17 protein-coding genes are annotated in these 16,551 nt (G+C 38.3%); 8 read left to right on the plus strand and 9 right to left on the minus strand.

Annotated elements, in window-relative coordinates:
• The first annotated feature begins 14 nt into the window (after positions 1-14).
• The 4 genes from ACFIMG_RS04710 (at position 15) to pssA (ending at position 4,349) form a co-directional block, all read left to right on the plus strand.
• Positions 15-686, plus strand: coding sequence for a DUF421 domain-containing protein (locus tag ACFIMG_RS04710; RefSeq protein ID WP_375679047.1), 672 nt, complete (start codon positions 15-17; stop codon positions 684-686).
• 115 nt (positions 687-801) lie between these two features.
• The gene (locus tag ACFIMG_RS04715; protein WP_375612940.1) at positions 802-2,685 is read left to right on the plus strand and encodes an ABCB family ABC transporter ATP-binding protein/permease; all 1,884 of its coding nucleotides are present in this window, start codon (positions 802-804) and stop codon (positions 2,683-2,685) included.
• Positions 2,686-2,802: 117 nt separating this feature from the next.
• Complete coding sequence (locus tag ACFIMG_RS04720) at positions 2,803-3,501, plus strand: phosphatidylserine decarboxylase (RefSeq protein ID WP_375640554.1); 699 nt, start codon at positions 2,803-2,805, stop codon at positions 3,499-3,501.
• 8 nt (positions 3,502-3,509) lie between these two features.
• Positions 3,510-4,349 carry a CDP-diacylglycerol--serine O-phosphatidyltransferase gene (gene pssA, locus ACFIMG_RS04725; RefSeq protein WP_375611225.1) on the plus strand — a complete coding sequence of 280 codons (840 nt, stop codon included), beginning with the start codon at positions 3,510-3,512 and terminating at the stop codon, positions 4,347-4,349.
• Positions 4,350-4,419: 70 nt separating this feature from the next.
• Here the strand turns inward: pssA and ACFIMG_RS04730 are convergent, their stop codons facing one another.
• The 9 genes from ACFIMG_RS04730 to rpsF all read right to left on the minus strand — a co-directional run bounded on the left by ACFIMG_RS04730 (position 4,420) and on the right by rpsF (position 13,341).
• Positions 4,420-5,169: an SDR family NAD(P)-dependent oxidoreductase gene (locus ACFIMG_RS04730; RefSeq protein ID WP_375679048.1), complete on the minus strand. Its 750-nt coding sequence runs from the start codon at positions 5,167-5,169 to the stop codon at positions 4,420-4,422.
• Between the two features lie 2 nt (positions 5,170-5,171).
• The gene (gene purF / locus ACFIMG_RS04735) at positions 5,172-6,665 is read right to left on the minus strand and encodes an amidophosphoribosyltransferase (RefSeq protein ID WP_375610159.1); all 1,494 of its coding nucleotides are present in this window, start codon (positions 6,663-6,665) and stop codon (positions 5,172-5,174) included.
• 82 nt (positions 6,666-6,747) lie between these two features.
• Positions 6,748-7,323, minus strand: coding sequence for a CvpA family protein (locus tag ACFIMG_RS04740; protein ID WP_375629260.1), 576 nt, complete (start codon positions 7,321-7,323; stop codon positions 6,748-6,750).
• A 142-nt stretch (positions 7,324-7,465) separates the two neighbouring features.
• Positions 7,466-8,842: a DNA repair protein RadA gene (radA, locus tag ACFIMG_RS04745; RefSeq protein ID WP_375612937.1), complete on the minus strand. Its 1,377-nt coding sequence runs from the start codon at positions 8,840-8,842 to the stop codon at positions 7,466-7,468.
• Positions 8,843-8,848: 6 nt separating this feature from the next.
• Positions 8,849-10,339 carry a replicative DNA helicase gene (locus ACFIMG_RS04750; protein WP_375610161.1) on the minus strand — a complete coding sequence of 497 codons (1,491 nt, stop codon included), beginning with the start codon at positions 10,337-10,339 and terminating at the stop codon, positions 8,849-8,851.
• A 594-nt stretch (positions 10,340-10,933) separates the two neighbouring features.
• Positions 10,934-11,530, minus strand: coding sequence for a 50S ribosomal protein L9 (rplI, locus tag ACFIMG_RS04755; protein ID WP_273791080.1), 597 nt, complete (start codon positions 11,528-11,530; stop codon positions 10,934-10,936).
• A 25-nt stretch (positions 11,531-11,555) separates the two neighbouring features.
• Entirely contained in the window at positions 11,556-12,536 is a 981-nt protein-coding gene (locus tag ACFIMG_RS04760) for a hypothetical protein (RefSeq protein WP_375629257.1), read from the minus strand.
• 149 nt (positions 12,537-12,685) lie between these two features.
• Positions 12,686-12,934, minus strand: a complete 249-nt coding sequence (gene rpsR, locus ACFIMG_RS04765; RefSeq protein ID WP_012754957.1) for a 30S ribosomal protein S18 — start codon at positions 12,932-12,934, stop codon at positions 12,686-12,688.
• The gene (gene rpsF, locus ACFIMG_RS04770; RefSeq protein WP_375612935.1) at positions 12,934-13,341 is read right to left on the minus strand and encodes a 30S ribosomal protein S6; all 408 of its coding nucleotides are present in this window, start codon (positions 13,339-13,341) and stop codon (positions 12,934-12,936) included. Before rpsF ends, rpsR begins: the two co-directional genes overlap by 1 nt.
• A 335-nt stretch (positions 13,342-13,676) precedes the next feature.
• Between rpsF and ACFIMG_RS04775 the strand changes: the two genes are divergently transcribed.
• From ACFIMG_RS04775 to ACFIMG_RS04790, 4 genes are all read left to right on the plus strand, one after another.
• Positions 13,677-14,264 carry an undecaprenyl-diphosphatase gene (locus tag ACFIMG_RS04775; protein WP_375679034.1) on the plus strand — a complete coding sequence of 196 codons (588 nt, stop codon included), beginning with the start codon at positions 13,677-13,679 and terminating at the stop codon, positions 14,262-14,264.
• Between the two features lie 76 nt (positions 14,265-14,340).
• Positions 14,341-15,285, plus strand: a complete 945-nt coding sequence (gene fabD / locus ACFIMG_RS04780) for an ACP S-malonyltransferase (RefSeq protein WP_375679035.1) — start codon at positions 14,341-14,343, stop codon at positions 15,283-15,285.
• An 18-nt stretch (positions 15,286-15,303) separates the two neighbouring features.
• Entirely contained in the window at positions 15,304-16,041 is a 738-nt protein-coding gene (gene fabG / locus ACFIMG_RS04785) for a 3-oxoacyl-[acyl-carrier-protein] reductase (RefSeq protein ID WP_375679036.1), read from the plus strand.
• A gap of 260 nt (positions 16,042-16,301) precedes the next feature.
• Positions 16,302-16,538 (plus strand): acyl carrier protein, encoded by a 237-nt coding sequence (locus ACFIMG_RS04790; RefSeq protein ID WP_004860281.1) that lies wholly within the window; start codon positions 16,302-16,304, stop codon positions 16,536-16,538.
• The last annotated feature ends 13 nt before the right edge of the window (positions 16,539-16,551 follow it).

A 16,551-nucleotide genomic window follows, 5' to 3' on the forward strand; every position in this document is an offset into this window, starting at 1 on the left:
AAAAGGAGAATATGATGGAATTTTTATATCATTATGGGTATGTCGCACTAAAACTAGTTGTAGGACTTATCGCTTTCCTCTTGATTTTAAGAACCACAGGTCGTGGTAGTCTTAGTCAAATGACGCCAGTTGATTTGGTAAGTAATTTTGTCATGGGAAGTATTATTGGAGGCGTTATTTATAGTCCGGATGTTAGCAGTATTCAATTGTTGATCGTCTTATTTATTTGGCAGACTTTAGTCACATCTCTTAATTTTCTGATGCGCTATTCAGTTTTTTTTCGTCGTCTCATTGCAGGACGACATATTGCATTGGTTTTAGATGGAGTATTTCAAGTGGATAAGATTAAAAAATTAGGTATCAGTGTGAATGATCTGATTACAATGTTGCGCATTAAAGGCTGTAGTTTACATGAAGCTGCTTTCGTTCGTTTAGAAACCAATGGCGATTGTTCCGTTATTAAAAAGGAAGAAGGAAAGAAGTCTATCATTTTAATACAAAATGGTGAAATTCTTGATAAGGGGCTGAAAGAGATTGGTAAAACAAAAAAGTGGCTTCATGCAGAACTGAAAAAAAAACATGTAAAAGTTGAAAATTTATTTGCAGCAGAGTGGTATGAGAATATAGACCCAAATAATAAATTATATAGTGGATTATTTCTTGTTCCTTTTTCAAAAACAGTCTAACTTCAAAAAACGGGTAGGTATAGCTTATTGGAAGCCGTAATGAAGAGATGAATCTATAAATAACCACAGAGGGTATTTTGCCTGTTTGTGCGGATGATAGAGAAGTAAGGACTTTATGAAACGCAATGAAATGACAAAAACTGTATCATCAGATACAGGGAAGACTCTGCACACACTTTACAATTTATGGCCCTATATGTGGCCGGTAGGTCGGCGTGATCTAAAAATGCGTGTGCTATGGGCAATATTTTATCTTGTTTTGGCTAAGCTCGTTCTCATATCTGTACCGTATTTATTTAAATATTCTACGAATGTGCTTGATTCAAGCTTTCAGCTACCTGAATGGTTCCCATCCAGTTGGATTATTCCCATCATGCTCGTTTTGGCATACAATGTCGCGCGTATTATGCAGGCTGGATTAAATCAATTACGCGATTCCCTGTTTGCCACTGTTGGTCAATACGCTGTTCGTCAATTAGCTTATAAAACCTTTGTACATATGCATGAGTTATCTTTGCGATTTCATTTGGAACGCCGAACAGGTGGGCTTTCTCGTGTGATTGAGCGTGGAACAAAAGGAATTGAAGCGATTGTAAGATTTTCAATTCTTAGTACAGTACCGACAGTTTTAGAATTTATATTAACGGCACTGGTATTTTACATAAGTTATGGGTGGCATTATCTTCTCATTGTTGTTGCAACGGTTGGATTATATATCTTGTTTACCATTAAGGCGAGTGATTGGCGTATTCGCATTCGACAAAAAATGAATACAGCGGATACTGAGGCGAATACTCGCGCTGTTGATTCTCTTTTGAATTTTGAAACGGTCAAATATTTTGGTAATGAAACTCTAGAAGCCGATCGATTTGATGCTTCTATGGTAGGTTATGAAAAAGCCGCAACAAAGATTTGGACATCTTTAAGCTGGCTTAATTTTGGTCAGACTCTTATCTTTGGTATTGGAATGACGATCATGATGCTGATGTCAGCTTATGAAGTTTTTTATAAGACACAAACTTTAGGAGATTTTGTTTTTATTAATGCGCTTTTAATGCAACTTTCCATTCCACTAAATTTTATTGGTTCAATGTATCGTGATATTCGACAAGGTTTAACGGATATTGAAGCAATGTTTGATCTTTTAGATGTTCAGAAAGAGATCGTTGATAAATCGGATGCTAAACCGTTAGAGATAAGCGATGGGACCATTTGTTTTCATCAGGTAAAGTTTTCCTATGATTCGAGACGTCAGATTCTCAGAGATATTGATTTTGAAGTTCCTGGAGGAAAAACAGTCGCTATTGTCGGTCCATCGGGTGCCGGTAAATCTACTATTTCTCGGTTGCTTTTTCGGTTTTATGATGTTGATGCAGGCTCTATCACAATTGATGGGCAGGATATTCGTGACGTAACACAAAAGAGTTTGCGTGAAGCGATTGGCATGGTCCCACAAGATACGGTGTTATTTAATGATACAATTGCCTATAATATTTGCTATGGGCGTCCAAGTGCTACAGATGAAGAGATGCGCAAAGCTGCTGAAATGGCACAGATATCAAAATTTATTGAGATATTACCAGAAGGTTTTCAATCTATGGTAGGAGAGCGTGGTCTCAAATTATCAGGTGGTGAAAAACAACGTGTGGCTATTGCACGGACACTCTTAAAAGCCCCTCCACTTCTTATTCTAGATGAAGCAACAGCGGCTCTTGATACGGCGACGGAACAGGAAATTCAACAAGCATTGGATATTGTAAGCCGTGGACGTACAACATTGATTATTGCTCACCGTCTTTCTACTGTTATCAATGCGGATGAAATTTTAGTTCTTAAAAGTGGTCGTATTATTGAAAATGGGACGCATACAGAGCTTTTACGCAAGAAAGGTCTCTATGCTTCAATGTGGAATAAGCAGCTTGAAGCATCGCAAGCGGAAGAAAAATTACGTAAAATGCGTGAAGAAGATGAGACGAGTGTTGTTAATCGTAAAAAATAAATAGAGCAAAATGTAATCTATATCTTTATATGGAGTGATTGATTAAATACATAAAAAGACACAAGAGGAACAAAAAGCTTTGTTGCTTGTTTAAGTTTACGATGAATAGGAAATTATATGAGTATTCTGCAATCTTTCCATAATAGCTTTGTACCGGTTCATAAAGAAGGTTATCCTTTTATTGTAGCGTTTTTTGTTATTTCGCTCATTCTTGGTTGGATATGGAGTCCGTTGTTTTGGTTTGGTCTCGTTCTCACGGTGTGGTGTGTATACTTTTTCCGTGATCCAGATCGTGTGATCCCTTTGAATTCAAATTGGGTTATGTCGCCTGCAGATGGGCGTATTTCATTTGTGGAATCATGTGTTCCACCTGAAGAATTAGGATTAGGGAAAGATGAAATGATCCGTATTTCCATTTTTATGGATGTTTTTTCATGCCATATTAATCGTATTCCTATCAGTGGTACAGTAGAGTCTATCGTTTATCATCCAGGTCGATTTACTAATGCTGACTTTGATAAAGCTAGTCAGTTTAATGAGCGTAATGGGGTGGTAATTGATAGCAAACATGGTAAAATTGGTGTCGTACAAATAGCGGGAATGGTTGCACGCCGGATTGTTTGCTGGTCAAAAGAAAACGATGCCGTTATGACTGGTGAGCGATTTGGATTGATTCGTTTTGGTTCTCGCCTTGATGTTTATATACCAACTGAAATGAAATTGCGTGTTGCAGTTGGACAGACAGCAATTGCTGGAGAAACAGTTTTGGGTTCTTTTGATGATAAGAGTGCCACAACGGATTTCAGATACGATTAGGACTCACAATGAAAAATTTTTCGCCATTTTCTTCATTCAATCCTGAGGGGCAGCATGATGATGTTGCAAATCGGCGGCGTTCACCTACATCAATGCGGTATGTTATTCCTAATATCATTACTATTTTAGCAATTTGTGCAGGGATGAGCAGCATTCGTTTGGCTTTTGAACATCGCTATGAAGCTGCTATTTTAATGGTGCTTTTGGCCGCAGTTTTAGATGGTGCTGATGGTCGCATTGCCCGTTTAATAGATGGTAGTTCATCTTTTGGGGCACAGATGGATTCTCTTGCTGATGTTATAAATTTTGGTGTTACCCCTGCACTCATTGTTTATTCTTTTATCTTGAATCAAGCGAATCATATTGGGTGGGTTGCTGCCCTTGTTTATTGTGTTGCTTGTTGTTTGCGATTAGCACGTTTTAATGTGATGTTAGATAACCCCAATATACCTAAGTGGCAGAGAAGTTATTTTGTTGGTGTTCCAGCACCAGCAGGAGCATTATTACTTTTATTGCCTACCTATTTAGGCACTCTTGGTTTGGTTCCCAATTGGGGGTGGGCATTATTTTTTAGTCTTTATACTGTAATTATTGCTTTTCTTTTGATTAGTCGTTTACCGGTATGGAATGCAAAAACAATTGATCAAAATTTAAGGCGCGATATCGTTATACCGTGCATGTTGGTCATTGTTATTTATGTCGGTTTTCTTGCGACTTACACATGGGAAACTTTATTGATTACAGCTGTTAGCTATATGATTTTTCTCCCTTGTAGTTTTATCGCTTATAATAAACGTGCTACTTTAGAAGAGAAAAAGGCTGATGCTAAAGCTATCCAAGAATTATAAAGTGCTTCATTCTTCTGTCGAAAAGCACAGGAAAAAGAGAGAGTCAAACGATTTACTTCTCATATGATGATCAATCAGGTACATGATAATCTACAAACCGATTTTTATGGACATTAAAGAGTTTTCCAGTTTCCTTTAAATCAGGTGATAACAAATGGACTATCTTTTTTGCAACCTCTTGTGGTGAAGGGAGAGTTTGTGGATCTTCACCGGGCATAGCTTCAGCGCGCATGGCAGTGCGTGTGGCACCAGGGTTGACACAATTAATCTTAATAGGGGTTTGTTTGAGTTCTTCTGCCCAACAGCGGGCAATCACCTCTAAAGCTGCTTTAGAGGCTGCATAAGCTCCCCAGAAAGGGCGCGCAGCATGCGCAACGCTTGAGGATAACAGGATGGCTCGTCCAGCATCAGATTCACGTAATAAAGGCTCAACGGCTTTCATTAAGCGCCATTGGCTGAAAAGATTTATTTGAAAAACATCTTCAAATACCGTGTTTTCTATATGCGCTATTGGTGAGAGTGTTCCAAGAATTCCTGCGTTTGCAATGATAATATCAAGTTTTTTCCAGCGTTTGGCAATTGAGATAGCAAGGGTATCGATGTTTTCCATATGATGCAAGTCAAGGGGAACAAGGGTTGCATGAGCTCCTTTTTCTCGGATTTGATTATCTAATTCAGTAAGTCCACTGACTGTTCGTGCAAGAGCAATAATATGAGCGCCGCGTGCAGCAAGCTCGAGTGCCAAATAATAGCCAATCCCTCTTGATGCGCCAGTAACAAGTGCAACACGCCCATGGAGACTAAAGTCACGTTTTGTCATCATTAATCTCTTGTTTTAAGAACAGATGATTGATGAATTTTGGAGAGATTTTCTTGATCAACCAGATGCGTAGGATAATATCCAGTAAAATAATGGTCAGTAAATTGTGGATCGGCGTTATTCCGTTTTTCCCCTGCTACAGCAAGATATAATCCATCCGTTGAAAGAAATTCTAATGAATCCGCTCCAATAAAATCACACATAGATTTTAAATCTGGATATTGATTTGCTAAAAGGTTTTCAGCTTTAGGTGTATCAATACCATAAAAGTCAGGATAAAAAATCATAGGGCTAGAAATGCGCATATGAACTTCTTTTGCTCCTGCATCGCGAAGCATTCGTACAATTTTAAGGGATGTTGTTCCACGCACAATAGAGTCATCAACCAGAATAACACGTTTTCCTTCAATCACAGGACGGTTTGCCGAATGTTTTAACTTGACGCCAAAAGCGCGAATTTGTTGTGTTGGTTCGATAAAAGTGCGGCCAACATAGTGATTACGAATAATACCAAGCTCGAAGGGAATTCCAATTTCTTGTGCATAGCCAATTGCAGCAGGCGTTCCTCCATCAGGAACAGGAACCACAACATCACCCTCACAAGGGGCTTCCTGTGCTAAACGGATTCCCATATTTTTGCGTGTTGTATAAACACTACGTCCTCCAACGATTGAGTCCGGACGGGCAAAATAAACATATTCAAACAAGCAAAGTTTTTCTGGTTTTGTATTTTCTGGTTTTATAATTTTTTTCGTAATTTCCCCATTTTTTTGTATTTCACATATGATGATTTCTCCATTTTTAACATCACGGACATATTTTGCTCCAATAATATCAAGAGCACAAGTTTCAGAACAAAAGATAGGCTTACCATCAAGTTCCCCCATCACGAGAGGTCTAATTCCTGTTGGATCGCGTGCCGCAATAAGCTTTGTACGTGTGAGCGCTAACATAGCATACCCACCTTCTACTTGCCGAATCGCGTCAACAAAACGATCAGAGGACGATTCATAACGTGAGCGGGCGATAAGATGGAGAAAAACTTCTGAATCTGACGTTGATTGACAGATAGCACCAGAAGCGATGAGTTCACGGCGTAATGTGAGACCATTGGTAAGATTACCATTATGCGCAATAGCAATACCTCCAACTTTCAATTCAGCAAAAAGGGGTTGAACATTGCGTAATGCCACTTCTCCAGTTGTTGAATAACGGGTATGTCCAATAGCACGATTTCCTGGTAAGCGCGCAAGTGTTGCAGGGTTTGTATAGTGATCGCCAACAAGACCTAAATGCTTTTCTTGATGAAATATTTTATTATGGTAAGAAACAATCCCAGCTGCTTCTTGCCCACGATGCTGAAGTGCGTGGAGTCCAAGAGCTGTTAATGTTGCGGCATCTTCATGCCCAAGAATACCAAAAACTCCACATTCTTCATGAAGGGTATCATCATCTAATGAAAATTCTTGACAGAAAACATCGCTTTTTATCATCATATTCTTTCAGTTGTGATATGGAGGAATCATTAATATCACATTTTACATCATTTAGTTCTCTTTCCTCATGAAAAACTATTCTCTATTTTTTGAAAATTATCTTTTCATGAGAGTGTTGCTCATACGTATGTTTATTGCTGTCTTTAAACAAATTTTCCGTCTTTTCGAGAACAGATCCAATATCTTTGGGGAGTATTTCCCAAACTTTTTGTCCCAATGAATCTAAAATAGGCCTTGTTTTTGCATTTTTTAACCAATTCGCTTGAAGCTCGGGTTTAATCAGTGCATTAAGCAGTAACATACCGATGACCATGATAAGTAAACCACGAAGTGCTCCAAAAATAAAACCAATAGCACGGTCAAGGATACCAATTCGACTATCAATAATAAAATCAGAGATCTTCATTGTAATAATTGAAGTAATAATGAGAACAATAATAAAAATTGTGACCAATGTTGTGATCAATGCAATCATTTTATTAGAGAGATATTGTTCAAAGAAAGGTAAGACAGGTTTGAATAAAAACAGTGTCGTAACAGCTGCAACTGCCCAAGAAATCAACGATAACACTTCACGTGAAAATCCTCGAAGCATAGCAAGAAAAGCGGACAACAGGATGATTACTACGACAATTCCATCAAGGATTGTTATGATCATTTGTTTGTTCCTTATACATAAAGTTGTGTTCTTTTAAGTCTGTGTGCAAATATATTTTTTGTTATGCCATTTTTTGTTCTTATAGCAAGGATCTTTTGTATTTTATAGAGTTTTTTCTATATTATCATATCTGTGGTGCAGATCATTTTTTACTTACGGTAAGAGTAGCAACGAGTTCGGGAAGGTCGGAGAAAGTTTTTTGTTGAAAGTTGAGCGACTTCATCATTTCGGTTGTTGTTGTGGGGTGAAAGGCTCCTTGAAAGCCGAGTTTTTTTGCTTCATTGATGCGCTGTGCTGAATGTGCAACAGCGCGGGTAGCTCCTGAAAGACTGACTTCACCAAAATATACATAATCCGTTGGCAATGCGATATTGGCAAGAGAAGATACCAAAGCAGCGGCTACAGCTAAATCAGCAGCGGGTTCTGATATGCGATATCCACCTGCTACGTTCAGATAGACATCATGCTGTCCAAAACGAATGCCACAATGGGCTTCTAAAACGGCAAGAATCATAGAAAGACGATTTCCATCCCATCCGACAACCGCACGTCTTGGTGTCCCAAGGGAAGAAGGAGCAACAAGCGCTTGAATTTCTACGAGTATCGGGCGTGTCCCTTCCATTCCTGCAAAAACAGCAGCGCCTGGTGCTTTTTCATTACGTTCCCCTAAAAATAATTCGGATGGATTTATCACTTCACGTAATCCTTTATCAGACATTTCAAAGACACCAATTTCATCTGTTGGTCCGAAGCGATTTTTTACAGTTCTAAGAATGCGATAATGATGTCCTCCTTCACCCTCAAAATAGAGAACGCCATCAACCATATGTTCAACGACTCGAGGACCAGCAATTTGTCCATCTTTTGTAACATGCCCAACAAGAACAACGGCGGCTCCTGTTTTCTTGGCAAAGCGGATCATTGCCTGAGCACCGATACGTACTTGTGTGACAGTGCCAGGTGCTGAATCTGCTGTATCTGACCATAGGGTTTGAATCGAATCGATAATCACCATATCAAGGTTTTTATGTTCGCTTAAGGTTGCCAGAATATCTTCAACATTGGTTTCAGCAGCAAGTTTCACTTCTGTATTGTTAGCTTCAAGCCTTTGTGCGCGCAGACAAATTTGCGCAATAGCTTCTTCACCTGAAACATAGATGACATTATATCCTTTACGTGATAAAGCAGCGGCTGTTTGTGTCAGCAATGTTGATTTACCAATACCCGGATCACCTCCAACAAGGAGTGCTGATCCACGGACAAAGCCCCCACCGGTAACACGATCAAGTTCAGCAATACCAGAATGAATACGTGGAGCATCTTCGATATTTCCAGAAAGAGATGTGAGTGTGACAATGCGTCCTTTACGAGCATTCTGCTTAGGACCACTTCCTATGCCGCTATTTATAGTTTCTTCGATAAGGGAATTCCATTCCCCACAAGCGCTACATTTTCCTGCCCAACGGGAATGGATGGTTCCGCAATTTTGACAGATAAATTGAATACGATTACGCGCCATGTCGATTTAACCAATTTGCTCTGGAAGGTAATTGCTATCGGCCAGATCACTAAAGCGTGTGAAATCAGATTGAAAGGCAAGGGGCACGATTCCTGTCGGCCCATGGCGCTGTTTTGCAATAATAACATCAGCTTTTCCAAAAGCTTTGTCCATTATTTCTTGCCATTTCGTATGTTCCAAGCTACCTAGTTTTGGTTCTTCATTTTTGAGATAATATTCTTCGCGATAGACAAACAGAACGATGTCGGCATCTTGCTCAATTGAACCAGATTCACGTAAATCTGAGAGCTGTGGACGTTTATCTGTTCTATTTTCTACTTGACGAGAAAGTTGAGAGAGAGCGATAATAGGAATATTCAATTCTTTTGCTAATGCTTTTAATCCTGTGGTAATTTCTGTGATCTCTTGAACACGATTTTCTGATGAACGCTTTGAACTGCTTGTCATGAGTTGGATATAGTCAATAAACAAGATATCTAAACCATGTTGCCGCTTGAGACGCCGCGCACGAGCAGCTAATTGCGTAATTGATATTCCCCCAGTTTGATCAATATAAAGTGGTGCCTTTTGTAGTTGGTTCACCGCACGAATAATTTTTGAAAATTGTTCATCTGAAATATTGCCACGCCGAATATCAGAAGAAGAGACTTCTGTTTGTTCAGAAATAATACGGGTTGCAAGCTGTTCGGATGACATTTCAAGTGAGAAGAATCCCACAATGCCGCCTTCATTTTCTTGGATATTGGCATTACGATTATAAGCATTAGCAATATTAAAGGCAATATTGGTAGCCAGTGAGGTTTTACCCATACCAGGGCGGCCCGCAAGGATAATTAAGTCAGATGCTTGTAATCCTCCCATTTTTTCATCAAGTGTTTTAATATGGGTGGCTATCCCTGATAATTGTGAAGAGCGCTTTTTCGCAGCACTTGCCATATCGATAGCTTTTTTAATAGCCTCATTAAAATTTTCAAATCCACCTCCATATTTCCCTTTTTCTGCTAGCTCAAATAATTGATTTTCAACAGTTTCAATTTGTTGGGTAGGCGTGAGTTCTACAGGAGCATCAAAGGCTGTATTGACAACTTGAGTTCCAAGGTTAATCAAAGACCGTCGGATAAAGAGATCGTAAATGACGCGTCCATAATCTTCAGCGTTAATAATAGTGACTGCCTCTGTGGCTAAGCGAACAACATATTGGTATACAGTAATATCTCCAATTTTTTCTTCCATTTGGATATAGGGCTTGATTGTAACTGGATCTACACGTTTTCCTATTTTAATAAGGTGAGATAAAACATGATAAATTTTTTGATGCAATGGTTCAAAAAAATGTTCTGGTTTTAGAAAATCTGAAACGCGGTCAAGAGAATCATTGTTGATAAAGATGGCACCAAGCAATGCCTGTTCAGCTTCAATATTATGCGGAAGTTGCCGAAAAGAAGGAGAATCCTCTTTCTTTGAAGAGCTGACATTAACAACGTTAGTTTCTTCCATAATATTTTTCCACTAAAATTCTAAGTCTAGCTACTTTAGGCGATAAATTGAAAATCGTATAATTAAAAGAATAGAGCTACAAATCTTCATTTTAAGTTAAAATTATATAATTTTTTAAAACTCTCTTTTCGTTCCTCATTTATCATTTGTGTATTATTTATCTAACGTCTATCTATTTTATTTTATAATATGTGATTTTAAAGTGGAAGTTTTGCTACTCTAAATTTAAGTATTTTTAAGTTACTTAACCTTAAAATTCCAATATCTGTGTAAGTAGAATTATTTTTTTATAACTGAAATTATTTCAGATCATGTGAGGATATAATCAACTTAACGCTCATACAAACTTTAGCCTTAAGGGTAGAACTTTAAATTATTTTTGCTTTATATGCTGGAAAAAAAAGACATTTCACTCTTAGTGATATTATCATTCTCGGCATGTAATGCCTTTAAATAATATATTTCTAATTCTTTCATAAAAATTAGGTTCTTTATGTACGATAGCCATAAAATACTCACTTTTAAAGTGTGAGTATTTTATGAGCGATATTTAAAATGGAATAAAAAATATAAAACAGAAAGCAAAAATAGCAATTAAGCTTCTTGATGAGAACTGTTTATATCGTTGTCATTAATTTCTTCTGCCAATAATTCTTCCTGACTTTCTTCTAATAATTCTTCTTGAATATTATATATTTCTTTAGCCGAAGTGAGGGTTTCACCTTCTGCTTGGCGTTGTGCTTCACTGGTAGAACGCGCAACATTAATAATCACAGAAATTTGAACCTCTGGATGTAAGCTAAGAGTGATAGTGTGAAGACCGATCATTTTTATTGGATGATTAAGTTCGATTTGATTTCTTCCAATAGAAAAGCCTTCATCTGTTATGATTTCAGCAATATCACGTGTTGACACAGAACCATAAAGTTGTCCTGTTTCACCAGCAGAACGAACAACAATGAATGATTGTCCATCAAGTTTTTCAGCAATTTTTTGCGCTTCGCTTTTGCGTTCAAGATTACGTGCTTCAAGTTGTGCACGTTGTACCTCAAAATGTTTTTTATTAGCTTCATTTGCGCGTAAAGCTTTACCTTGAGGCAAGAGAAAATTACGCGCATAACCATCTTTAACTGAGACAATATCACCCATCTGACCAAGACGAGGAATGCGCTCAAGTAAAATAATATCCATAGTTTTTCCTTTCGAACAAATAAATTTAGTGGAGTTTTTTGCGTGATTGAAAATTGTATTGAATAGCAGCCCAAATTCCCATCAAAAGCATCATGAAAACAATAGGTGGAGTAAAAACGACTGTAAAAATAGCAATATAAACAAGAGAAAGTATAATAATCCGACCGTTTACCCCTTTTGTAATATTGTGAAGATATGCTAGACCGCTAATTAATATGATGACAATGTATGCAGTACTAAAGACACGGGTACTCAAGTTAAGAGAAGCGCTCAACTCAATCATCGATGCTATGCAAACAATAATAAAAATAATAATTCCAGAAATTGGAAGGCGGAGAGTTTGGCTCCAATCATCACGGGGTCTTTTCAGCCATTTCATATGTTGTGCTGCTATCATGGAAAAGTAAAGGTTACCAATGAGAAAAACCAAACTATAAATAGTCAAAGAAAAAGCAGTAAAAGTTGCTGTATGCGTCATTAAAAGCTCATTAAAAGCGCGTATATCGGCTTCTTTTATTGACTGTGTTTGTTGCAGAGTTTGTGCTATGTTTTCGGTGATTTTTTTTGCAACGATGGGTGTGGAAGGACGTGTTTGAACATAGAGCCCAATGAAAGTTGCTATAAGAGCGATAAAATTAGTTAAATGAAAAATAACCGATGATAATGGATACCATATCAGTTCGTTTTCTTTTTGCGCTGGTCGTGCAAGCCCAAGAAGCCAAGAAGCATAGACAGCAGGAAGGAAAAATAAGAACATAAAGCCAAGAGCAATATAGGTATTAGTGGTTATGATAAGAACAACAGTGGCACTTATGAGGGCGATGAGACTGGCTAATGTTCCTTGACCGAACGCAACAATAAAAATTGGCAATGAAAGAAAGCAGCCAAGAAGAAGAGAAAAAAAGGGCGCGATATTTGCAACACTGATGATTGCCAGTCCTATCACAACAGCAAACAATCCTGCCAAAATACCGGTTAATATCTCATAAGTACGATTTTTTTTCATTTATTGCTGTCCTGCTTTCTGCAGTTAGAGGCGTGTCAATACCCCAACTTTGACATTTAATAGCTTAACATAGGATACAACAAGCTATTTTTTAACCATATAAGAAATGCAACTGGAGAAACTCTCCAGTTGCATAGCGTATTGATTGCTTACTTTATAACGTACGGAAGTAAGCCTAAAAAGCGAGCACGTTTGATAGCATTAGCTAATTCACGCTGTTTTTTCTGACTAACAGCAGTAATCCGTGAAGGAACAATTTTCCCACGTTCGGAAATATAACGTTGTAACAACTTGATGTCTTTATAATCAATTTTGGGAGCATTGGTCCCTGAAAAAGGACATGTTTTACGACGACGATGAAAGGGGCGACGTGCAGAGTTTTGATTAGTATCAGTCATCATTCTACCCCTTCTATAGTATTTTCACGTTGACGACGTGGAAAACGAGGACGCTCTTCATCATGTCCAATGTGACTATTGCGATCAAGGTGTGAGAGCATAGCAGATTTTTCTTTTTCGTGTTTTTCTACGCGAATGGTCATATAACGCAAAATATCTTCATTGATGCGCATCTGACGCTCCACTTCAGCAATTGCTGAAGCTGGTGCATCAATATTGACTAAGACATAATAAGCTTTACGGTTTTTACGAATACGGTAAGCAAGAGGACGAAGTCCCCAATTTTCTATACGCCCAACTTTTCCACCATGCGCTTCAATGACACCTTTGTAGAGACTCAAAAGTTCATCAACTTGCTGCGGTGCAATGTCTTGTCGGGCAAGGAACATATGTTCATAAAGAGCCATTGTTTTGCCTTTCTTCAATTAAATTTCACCGGTTTTAGCGCAAAGCCTCTGCGACTTGTCTTTTTTGGAAATCCAAAGAAGAAAGGACGCGTTTACAATTCGAGACATCTCAGAGCGGAGATACGGGAGGCCGGAAACATTGTATTTCCTACTGATATTTTACAGCCCTCCGTTCAACCTCCAGCTAAAGTGCCGGCAACGAATATTTCATATCTACAGGTTATCTTTTAAAATAGCAAGTTTATGCACACAAAAAAATTGATTTGTTAAATCTTGATATATTTCCTTCTTCTACAAAAAGATAATACTGTAATATAAAGGCAAAGGAGGGAAAAATGGACTTTTTAAACCAGATTGATGTTACACTCTTTGAAATGTTTGTCGGCAATCATCAAGCTTGGTCGATTGTAGTTTTGTTTAGTATTTTTTGTGCAAAGTTTTTAATTTATATTATTCCTCTCCATCTTTGTGCGTTGTGGTTTTGTGGTGGGGAGAGGGAACGGTGTGTTGTGCTAAGCATTTGCATGAGTATTTGTGCATCTCTTTTCATAGGTTATCTCATTTCTCTTTTTTATTTTCATCCTCGCCCATTCGTGGTAGGGCTGACGACACCGCTTATTCAACATCGTGCAACAGCTTCTTTTCCTAGTAATCATGCCTTGACCATTGCATCTTATGCAGCTAACTTTTATTTTTACCGATACAAAGTTACTTTTAAATTTGCCACCGTGTTTTTGTGCTTGATCTGTTGGGCGCGCATCTTTGTGGGTGTACATTATCCCTTTGATATTTTAGCAGGTGCACTTTTAGGAAGTCTCATAAGTTTGGGTGTTATTCAGTTTATAGCACCCTATTTTCCTAAGTTTTTATATCAAATTCCGCCCTTAAAATATAATTTTAAGGGTGGTATTCGTTTTAAATAAAGGGCTTTATCTTGATTTGTGCGGATGAATAAGGTCAAAAGAAAATAATTTAATTGTACATTTTAGGAGTTGATAAATGGGTGCAGCTTTTGTTTTTCCAGGGCAGGGGAGTCAACTTGTTGGTATGGGGAAAGCGCTTGCAGAGCAATTTATTGTCGCACGGATGGTTTTCGAGGAAGTTGATGATGCTTTGGGTGAGAAATTATCAAAGATCATTTTTGAGGGACCAGCAGATGTTTTAACGTTAACAGCAAATGCACAACCGGCATTAATGGCTGTATCTATGGCTGTCATTTGTGTGATGAAACAATTAGGGCTTCGTATAGAAGAAAAGGTAAGGTTTGTTGCTGGTCATTCTTTAGGAGAATATTCGGCTCTTTGTGCTGCTGGTACATTTACTCTCACAGATACGGCAAGACTTTTGCGTATTCGTGGCAATGCTATGCAGGCTGCTGTCGCGGTTGGTGAAGGTTCTATGGCTGCATTAATTGGTTTAGAAGAGTACATTGTGGAAGAAATTTGTGAAACTGTTTCTGGAGAAGGACTATGTCAGATTGCTAATGATAATGGTGGTGGGCAAATTGTTATTTCCGGTAAAGCAAAAGCAGTTGAGGCAGCGGTAGAGATTGCATCAACAAAAGGTGCAAAACGTGCACTTCTTCTTCCTGTTTCTGCACCTTTTCATTCATCTTTAATGCAACCTGCTGCTGATGCCATGAAGAAAGCACTTTTGACTGTTAACAAAATGTCCCCTATTGTTCCTTTGATTGCCAATGTTTCTGTTGCACCTGAGAGCAATCCAGAGCGTATTACTACTCTTCTTGTCCAACAAGTGACTGGGAGGGTGCGATGGCGTGAAACAATAGAATGGATCGCTGCTAATGGAGTTGATACGCTTTTTGAAGTTGGTTCTGGAAAAGTATTAACAGGTTTAACGCGTCGTATTAACAAAGATATAAAGGGGGTAACCATTGGAACAGTTGATGAAATAGAATCAGCGCTAGGTATGCTCGGCGTTTAATCTATAAGGAGTTAAAAAATGTTTAGATTAACAGGACGTAAAGCTCTTGTAACGGGGGCTTCGGGAGGAATTGGTGAGGCAATTGCACGCTGCTTTCATGCACAAGGAGCCATTGTTGGACTTCATGGAACACGCGAAGAAAAGCTTAGAGAAGTGGCGGCAGAATTAGGGCAGAATGTTTTTGTATTCCCCGCTAATCTTTCTGAACGCCAATCGATTAAACAATTGGCTGAAGTTGCAGAAAGAGAAATGGATGGCGTCGATATTTTGGTTAACAATGCGGGAATCACTAGGGATGGTCTTTTTGTGCGTATGCAAGATAAAGACTGGGATGATGTTTTAGAAGTTAACCTAACAGCTGCTTCTCTTTTGACGCGTGAATTAATACATTCTATGATGCGCCGCCGTTATGGAAGGGTTATTAACATTACATCTGTTGTTGGTGTTGTGGGAAACCCTGGACAAACGAATTATTGTGCTGCAAAAGCAGGCTTGATAGGTTTTTCTAAAGCATTGGCACAAGAAATTGCTTCGCGAAACATCACTGTCAATTGTATTGCTCCAGGATTTATTAAATCTGCAATGACAGACAAGCTTAATGAAAAGCAAAAAGAAGCCATTATGGCTGCGATTCCGATGAAGCGTATGGGAAGTGGGCAAGAAATAGCCGCTGCTGCTGTTTATTTAGCAAGCGATGAAGCAGCCTATACGACAGGTCAAACACTCCATATCAATGGTGGAATGGCAATGATTTGAGTATTTATTTTATTCCACATTGATTTATGAGTTGTATTATTTTAGATAGTAACGATTGAAATGGATAGATGCATCTATTTCTTTAATATGGTCGTTGATCAATTGATGTCGGAATGTCAGATTGGTTCATTTTGTAGGGGATATCCACAGGATGTTTTAAATCATTACTAAAATCTTTTAAAGTAATGCATCTATTGCTTGATTAGATGAACCGATATAGTTAACCAAATTATAGGAAATATAAATTCGAGGATTTCAACATGAGTGATACAGTAGAGCGCGTTAAGAAAATTATCGTGGAACATCTTGGGGTTAATGCTGATAAAGTTGTAGAAAATGCAAGCTTTATCGATGATCTAGGGGCTGATAGCCTTGATACGGTTGAACTCGTTATGGCTTTTGAAGAAGAGTTTGGGGTAGAAATTCCAGATGAAGCTGCTGAAACGATTTTTACAGTTGGCGATGCAGTCAAGTTCATTGATAAAGCTTCTGCGTGATTACTAAAGGGCA

This window comes from Bartonella sp. AP11XZML (assembly GCF_042196445.1).
GTDB lineage: Bacteria > Pseudomonadota > Alphaproteobacteria > Rhizobiales > Rhizobiaceae > Bartonella.

Coding starts and splice junctions, on each gene's coding strand:
- ACFIMG_RS04710 (WP_375679047.1), top strand. CDS start 15: ATGGAATTTTTATATCATTATGGGTATGTCGCACTAAAACTAGTTGTA.
- ACFIMG_RS04715 (WP_375612940.1), top strand. CDS start 802: ATGAAACGCAATGAAATGACAAAAACTGTATCATCAGATACAGGGAAG.
- ACFIMG_RS04720 (WP_375640554.1), top strand. CDS start 2,803: ATGAGTATTCTGCAATCTTTCCATAATAGCTTTGTACCGGTTCATAAA.
- pssA (WP_375611225.1), top strand. CDS start 3,510: ATGAAAAATTTTTCGCCATTTTCTTCATTCAATCCTGAGGGGCAGCAT.
- ACFIMG_RS04730 (WP_375679048.1), bottom strand. CDS start 5,169: ATGACAAAACGTGACTTTAGTCTCCATGGGCGTGTTGCACTTGTTACT.
- purF (WP_375610159.1), bottom strand. CDS start 6,665: ATGATGATAAAAAGCGATGTTTTCTGTCAAGAATTTTCATTAGATGAT.
- ACFIMG_RS04740 (WP_375629260.1), bottom strand. CDS start 7,323: ATGATCATAACAATCCTTGATGGAATTGTCGTAGTAATCATCCTGTTG.
- radA (WP_375612937.1), bottom strand. CDS start 8,842: ATGGCGCGTAATCGTATTCAATTTATCTGTCAAAATTGCGGAACCATC.
- ACFIMG_RS04750 (WP_375610161.1), bottom strand. CDS start 10,339: ATGGAAGAAACTAACGTTGTTAATGTCAGCTCTTCAAAGAAAGAGGAT.
- rplI (WP_273791080.1), bottom strand. CDS start 11,530: ATGGATATTATTTTACTTGAGCGCATTCCTCGTCTTGGTCAGATGGGT.
- ACFIMG_RS04760 (WP_375629257.1), bottom strand. CDS start 12,536: ATGAAAAAAAATCGTACTTATGAGATATTAACCGGTATTTTGGCAGGA.
- rpsR (WP_012754957.1), bottom strand. CDS start 12,934: ATGACTGATACTAATCAAAACTCTGCACGTCGCCCCTTTCATCGTCGT.
- rpsF (WP_375612935.1), bottom strand. CDS start 13,341: ATGGCTCTTTATGAACATATGTTCCTTGCCCGACAAGACATTGCACCG.
- ACFIMG_RS04775 (WP_375679034.1), top strand. CDS start 13,677: ATGGACTTTTTAAACCAGATTGATGTTACACTCTTTGAAATGTTTGTC.
- fabD (WP_375679035.1), top strand. CDS start 14,341: ATGGGTGCAGCTTTTGTTTTTCCAGGGCAGGGGAGTCAACTTGTTGGT.
- fabG (WP_375679036.1), top strand. CDS start 15,304: ATGTTTAGATTAACAGGACGTAAAGCTCTTGTAACGGGGGCTTCGGGA.
- ACFIMG_RS04790 (WP_004860281.1), top strand. CDS start 16,302: ATGAGTGATACAGTAGAGCGCGTTAAGAAAATTATCGTGGAACATCTT.